General features: G+C 55.5%; 5 protein-coding genes. 1 reads left to right on the top strand and 4 read right to left on the bottom strand.

Features of this window, described 5'->3' with window-relative positions:
• Window positions 1-136: 136 nt before the first annotated feature.
• The 4 genes from LRL22_RS09420 to LRL22_RS09405 all read right to left on the bottom strand — a co-directional run bounded on the left by LRL22_RS09420 (window position 137) and on the right by LRL22_RS09405 (window position 4,667).
• Window positions 137-2,068, bottom strand: a complete 1,932-nt coding sequence (locus tag LRL22_RS09420) for a putative bifunctional diguanylate cyclase/phosphodiesterase (protein ID WP_064337296.1) — start codon at window positions 2,066-2,068, stop codon at window positions 137-139.
• Between the two features lie 23 nt (window positions 2,069-2,091).
• On the bottom strand, window positions 2,092-2,592 hold the full coding sequence (locus tag LRL22_RS09415) for a molybdopterin-binding oxidoreductase (RefSeq protein ID WP_019444953.1): 501 nt from the start codon (window positions 2,590-2,592) through the stop codon (window positions 2,092-2,094).
• A 101-nt stretch (window positions 2,593-2,693) separates the two neighbouring features.
• The gene (gene groL / locus LRL22_RS09410) at window positions 2,694-4,328 is read right to left on the bottom strand and encodes a chaperonin GroEL (RefSeq protein WP_005341224.1); all 1,635 of its coding nucleotides are present in this window, start codon (window positions 4,326-4,328) and stop codon (window positions 2,694-2,696) included.
• 45 nt (window positions 4,329-4,373) lie between these two features.
• Window positions 4,374-4,667, bottom strand: coding sequence for a co-chaperone GroES (locus LRL22_RS09405; RefSeq protein ID WP_005309514.1), 294 nt, complete (start codon window positions 4,665-4,667; stop codon window positions 4,374-4,376).
• Window positions 4,668-4,924: 257 nt separating this feature from the next.
• Here LRL22_RS09405 and LRL22_RS09400 point away from each other — a divergent pair, with 257 nt between their 5' ends.
• On the top strand, window positions 4,925-6,259 hold the full coding sequence (locus LRL22_RS09400; RefSeq protein ID WP_270905255.1) for an MATE family efflux transporter: 1,335 nt from the start codon (window positions 4,925-4,927) through the stop codon (window positions 6,257-6,259).
• Window positions 6,260-6,275 lie beyond the last annotated feature (16 nt).

Raw genomic sequence — 6,275 nt, 5'->3', positions numbered from 1 at the left:
GGAGTGAATTCTTTCTGGCAAGGCTAAATTGCATGTTTTTTTGATAAAACTGCACAACCGTTCAAACAACAAACAAAAAGAAGAAAGTTCGAGCTAAATCACACATTCTGGAGGCAGATGACAGGTAAGCCCCCTCTCAACTCATATAAGCTATTTCGGATTGTTGACGCGCCAGCCAAAGCTCCTCCATCTCCAACAAGGTTTGATAGATTTTCTCCGCCTGCTCTGGTCGGCTGAACAGATAGCCCTGCCCATACAAGTGGATATCGGTCAGGGATCGCAGCACATCCAACTGAGCCTGTGTCTCAATCCCTTCACACACCAGACTCTTGCCCAGCATCGACCCCATCCGACAAATATTGGCGACCAGTTCGGATGCCTCCATTGAGGTGTCAATGCCCTGTATAAATGAACGGTCGATCTTCACTTTGCTGACCGGTAACTTTTGCAGATAACTCAAAGATGAATAACCAGTACCAAAATCGTCCAATGCTAACAGCACCCCCTGCTGATTGAGATCCTGCATCAGTTGCAGCGAGTTCTTCACTTCCCGCATGGTGGTATCTTCCGTGACCTCCAAGACCAGGCTACGGGCAGGCAGGTGGTGCTCCATCAATGCCTTGGCCACCAATTTGAGCAAATTACGCTGGTACATGCCTGGCGAGATATTCACACACATTTGCAGATCAACCATACCAAGCTGGTGCCACTGATAGAGCTGCTCGCAAGCTGTGTTCAGCACCCAGCTCCCAACCCGTTCGGCAAGCTGGAACTCCTCGGCCACCATGATCACTTCGTTTGGCGGAATGAAGCCGAGTTCCGGATGCCGCCAGCGCAACAGAGCCTCGACAGCTTCGCAGCGGCCACTCTCTAGATTGACGATGGGTTGGTAATAGAGTTCCAACGCATTGTGTTCCAGCGCCATGATCATGTCCGACGCCAGATGCTTGCGCCGCGCCGTCTCGTTGAGCAAGGAGTTATCGTAAATTACATAGGGGACATGGGTCTTGCGACTATGGAACAGGGCCTGCTCCGCACGACTCAGCAACTCCTGAGTCTTGTCGCTGTCCATCGGATAGAAGGCAATCCCGATCCCGACTTCAAGCCGGAAGGGATAGTTGTCATAGACGATATCTTGCTTCAGCGCATGCAGCAATCGCGCTACCAGCTCCCTGACCTGACGCAGATCGCTGCTGCCACGCTGAATAATGGCAAATTGATCCCCCCCCAGACGTCCGCTCCACTCCCCCTCTTCACAGAGCACTCTGATCCGGGTGGCAAACTCACAAAGCAGATAATCACCGGTGTCATAGCCAAACTTGCTGTTGATATCCCTGAAGTCGTTGATATCGACCAGCACCAGTCCAAACGGCACTTCCTGTGTGGCGTACAGCTCCATCCGCTCCAGCAAAGCAACCCGATTGGACAAGCCGGTCAGCGGATCCCGTCTGGCCGCTCTGAAATGACGACGCCCTTCGTATATAAGCAGCATGCTGAGCAGCAGCACTGACATGACCAAACCGGAGACCATCAGCAACAAGGCATTGCGCAACTGCCCAAAATGACGATCGTTCTCGGAATAGACGTTAATGTTCTTCTGCATCACAGAAGCGAGGGAGTAGGAGAGCGGCTCTTGCAGCGGGGCAAGGCGCATCATGATCTGCTGATAGTCAGATGCCCCGCTTTGCAACTTGGTGATGTCGGGCTCTATTTGGCGAATATTGGTTTCAATCAGCTGCACCAGACGCAAGGTTTTCTGCTTGTCCTGCATGCTCTTGCGCAACTGGCCGCTCAACAGGATGGGCGTTCTGCTCCAGAGAATGTCATAACGCAACATCAAAGTGTCATGATCAATCCCGCCATAGTGATAGACCTCTACCGCATTGAGGAAACGCCCGAGTTCCAGCTGCAACTGCATCAGCGCCCAGGAGACATCATAGGTGTATTTCTCCATCGCTCTGGTCGCATTCTGGATCTGCATCAGGCAATAGAGGGTGCTCCCGGTAAACGACAGGATGGATACATACAGAATGACGAGCAGTGGCCACGCCCTGGTCTTTCCTTTCACCCCATGCTCCCGTGCGGTTTTTATCAGTGCTGAATGTCTATCAAATCCAGCTGCCAGATCATCATGTCGGTATATTCGGATCGCTTCAATTCCGGATATTGATCAAGAGGCAGCATAAACCAGACCGGCCCCTTGTCACGCACCCGCATGACAGCGCCGTTGTCTTCCCATGCAAGGATGGGCTCGTATTTGGCAACCTTGTCCCATTCAATGCGGACCTGGAAACTGTTCAGCGCCGTCAACGTAATGGTCTTGCCATCCGCACCGACTGCAGCTAATACATCGGCCAGTTTTGGGCCTCTGTAGGTGTGCGGCTTATCTACCCACGGGTTGCCGGTCACTATCTCATGTTGCGGCAGAGCCTGTAGTTTTGCCAGATCAAACAACACCTTGCCATCAACTTCGTCTGCCGACCTGATGTTACCACCGACTTTCAGGATCACCGGCCCCGTCAGCGCCTCAGCAGCCATCACCGGCATGATGACCAATGAACACAGTAGTGTCAGCCAACCAAACATTTTCATATCGCCCCCAGATTTGCTGTCTCAACAGACTCAGTTTAGCCAGATATAAAAAAACGGCTCGCCTTGAGCGAGCCGTTTGTCAAACAGAACAAGGGGGATGATTACATCATGCCCATGCCGCCCATGCCACCCATATCAGGCATTGCCGGAGCATCTTTCTTCGGCAGCTCGGTGACCATACACTCGGTAGTGATCATCAGACCGGCGATGGAAGAAGCGAACTGCAGTGCAGAACGGGTTACCTTGGTCGGATCCAGGATACCCATGGTCAGCATGTCGCCATACTGCTCGGTGTAAGCGTTGTAACCGAAGTTGCCTTCGCCGTTCTTCACCGCGTTGGCGATGACCGAAGCTTCTTCACCGGCGTTGATGACGATTTGACGCAGCGGGGCTTCCATGGCGCGCAGGGCAACCTTGATACCGACGTTCTGGTCTTCGTTGTCACCGCGCAGGCCAGCCAGTTTGGCAGCAACGCGAACCAGCGCCACACCACCACCGGCAACCACGCCCTCTTCAACCGCAGCGCGGGTAGCATGCAGAGCATCTTCTACGCGAGCTTTCTTCTCTTTCATCTCGACTTCGGTAGCAGCGCCCACCTTGATCACGGCAACACCGCCAGCCAGCTTGGCTACGCGCTCTTGCAGCTTCTCACGGTCGTAGTCGGAGGAGGTCTCTTCGATCTGCTGACGGATCTGGGCAACACGGCCTTCGATCACGCCTGCATCACCCACGCCATCGATGATGGTGGTGTTCTCTTTGGTGATGACGATACGCTTGGCACGACCCAGATCTTCCAGAGTCGCTTTTTCCAGCTCCATGCCAACTTCTTCGGAGATGACGGTACCGCCAGTCAGTACGGCGATATCCTGCAGCATGGCTTTGCGACGGTCACCGAAGCCCGGCGCCTTGACGGCAGCCACTTTCACGATGCCACGCATGGTGTTGACCACCAGAGTAGCCAGGGCTTCGCCCTCTACGTCTTCGGCAACGATCAGCAGCGGTTTGCCAGCTTTGGCAACACCTTCCAGCACCGGCAGCATTTCGCGGATGTTGGAGACTTTCTTGTCAACCAGCAGGATGAACGGGTCGTCCAGCTCGACAGAACCGGTTTCCTGTTTGTTGATGAAGTACGGAGAGAGGTAGCCGCGGTCGAACTGCATACCTTCAACAACAGCCAGCTCATCTTCCAGACCCTGACCATCTTCAACGGTGATGACGCCATCGCGACCCACCTTGTCCATGGCTTCGGCAATCAGCTTGCCCACTTTCTCGTCAGAGTTGGCGGAGATGGTGCCCACCTGAGCGATGGCATTGCTGTCAGCACACGGCTGGGACAGCGCCTGCAGCTCGGCAACGGCAGCCACAACAGCCTTGTCGATACCGCGCTTCAGATCCATCGGGTTCATACCGGCGGCAACGGCTTTCAGACCTTCGTTGACGATAGCCTGAGCCAGAACGGTTGCAGTGGTAGTACCGTCACCGGCGGCATCATTCGCCTTGGAAGCCACTTCCTTGACCATCTGGGCGCCCATGTTCTGGAATTTGTCTTCCAGCTCGATCTCGCGCGCGACGGACACACCATCTTTGGTGATGGTCGGGGCACCGAAGGACTTGTCCAGTACCACGTTGCGGCCTTTCGGGCCCAGAGTAACCTTGACGGCATCAGCCAGGATGTTCACACCTTCCAGCATCTTGATGCGGGCTTCGTTACCAAACTTAACGTCTTTAGCAGCCATTTTTGTTCAATCCTTTCAATCAATTCGGAGAAAAGTGGGGATGGATTACTCTTCGACAATCGCCAGAATGTCGGTCTCGGACAGGATCAGAACATCCTGACCATCCAGCTTCTCGGTTTTCACGCCGTAGCCTTCGTTGAAGATAACCTTGTCGCCAACCTTGACGGCCAGCGCTTTGACATCGCCATTATCCAGGATTCGACCAGTCCCCACGGCAAGCACTTCACCACGGGTGGACTTTTGAGCCGCAGTACCAGTCAGTACGATACCACCAGCGGATTTGGCTTCAGCTTCGATGCGCTTGATGATGACGCGGTCGTGCAGTGGACGAATTTTCATCGATAACTCTCCCAAAATGAGTCTCATTGTTGCTTTGAGGAATGGCCGTTCCAGGCCAAATCGGATATGTCCCTGATGTGGGGTGAGGTTGCTAACCCTTCAAGGGCAAATACAAAAAAAATTTTTTCACGTACTATAAACGCCTTCGATTGTTCGCCCCTGTTCTCTTCGCGAACTTCGCTGGCAGCGCCAGCCCAGTTATCAGCCCAGCTCTTCGAGCAAGATGTAGAGACGCTCCCTTGACCCGCATCAATCCCATGCTGACAGCACCGATCCCTGTCGTACTGCGCCAGATGACGGGCCCCATGATCCTCGGCATCGTCGCCATTCTGGCCTTCAACCTGGTCGATACCTTCTTTATTGGCATGCTGGGCACCGAAGCACTGGCGGCCATCAGCTTTACCTTTCCGGTCACCTTCGTGGTCACCTCGCTCGCCATGGGACTTGGGGCCGGCCTCTCGGCGGTGATCGGTCATGCATTGGGACAGGGCAAGCATGAAGAGGCGGCCCACCTCGCCACCGATAGCCTGTTTCTGGCGGTGATCCTGGTCACCCTGCTCTCGGCAGGGGGAGCCCTCACCATCAAACCGCTGTTTACCCTGTTGGGCGCCAGTGCCGAGCTTATCTCCCTCATCCATGACTACATGCTGATCTGGTATCTCACCGTGCCCATGCTGGTGCTGCCCATGGTGGGCAACTCCGCCATCCGCGCCACCGGCGATACCAAGACGCCCAGCCTCGTCATGACAGTTGCCGGTCTGGTCAACGGCATGCTGGATCCGCTGCTTATCTTCGGCATCGGCCCCTTCCCCGAGTGGGGGATCCGGGGTGCCGCCATCGCCACCTCCATCTCATGGCTGATGGCCATGCTGGTGAGCCTCTATATCCTGCGTCATCGGGAAGGCTTGCTGCTGTGGCGCCTCTCGCCGCGCAGCCGGCTGCTCTACCACTGGCGGGCACTGCTCCATGTCGCCATCCCAGCCTCTTTTACCAACATGCTCAACCCGTTGGCCAATGCGGTGTTGATGACGATTTTTGCCGGTCTGGGAACAGAAGTGGTAGCTGCTTACGGCGCCGCATCGCGGGTTGAGGCACTGCTGCTGATCGTGATGATGGCGCTCGCCTCCGTGCTGGCCCCCTTCATCTCGCAAAACTGTGGTGCCGGCAATCCGGCCCGGGCCAAAGCCGCACTTCAGAGCAGCATGCGCTTTGCCCTGCTGTTCCAGCTCGCCATCTATGGCCTCACCTGGCTGCTGGCGCCACTCATCGCCAACCTGTTCAGCGACCATCCACAGGTGATCCGCCTCATCATCCTCTATCTGCATCTGGTACCGATCGGATATGGCTTTCAGGGGATGGTGATGCTGCTGGCCTCGGCGCTCAATGGCGTACGGGCATCGAGCATCTCGTTCTTGTTCAACGGCTTGCGGCTGTTTGGCTTTTTACTGCCGGGAGCCTGGCTAGGCGCCAGATGGGGGGGAGAACAGGGGATATATCTGGGGATACTGCTGGCCAATCTGGCGGCGGGCACCCTCGCATGGTGGTATGCCCGACACCGCTTCGAGACGTTGTGCCATCAGGGTAAACCCTGATTCAGTCACTCGCCTC

The sequence above is a fragment of the Aeromonas sp. PI_26 genome, assembly GCF_027854445.1.
In the GTDB taxonomy this organism is placed as follows: domain Bacteria; phylum Pseudomonadota; class Gammaproteobacteria; order Enterobacterales; family Aeromonadaceae; genus Aeromonas; species Aeromonas veronii.
The sequence above is the reverse complement of the archived record's forward strand: the minus strand, read 5'-3'. Positions and strand labels throughout refer to the sequence as shown.

Bases quoted from the DNA above. Each gene is read 5' to 3' on its own strand.
- groL (WP_005341224.1), bottom strand. From the start codon at position 4,328: ATGGCTGCTAAAGACGTTAAGTTTGGTAACGAAGCCCGCATCAAGATG.
- LRL22_RS09415 (WP_019444953.1), bottom strand. From the start codon at position 2,592: ATGAAAATGTTTGGTTGGCTGACACTACTGTGTTCATTGGTCATCATG.
- LRL22_RS09405 (WP_005309514.1), bottom strand. From the start codon at position 4,667: ATGAAAATTCGTCCACTGCACGACCGCGTCATCATCAAGCGCATCGAA.
- LRL22_RS09400 (WP_270905255.1), top strand. From the start codon at position 4,925: ATGCTGACAGCACCGATCCCTGTCGTACTGCGCCAGATGACGGGCCCC.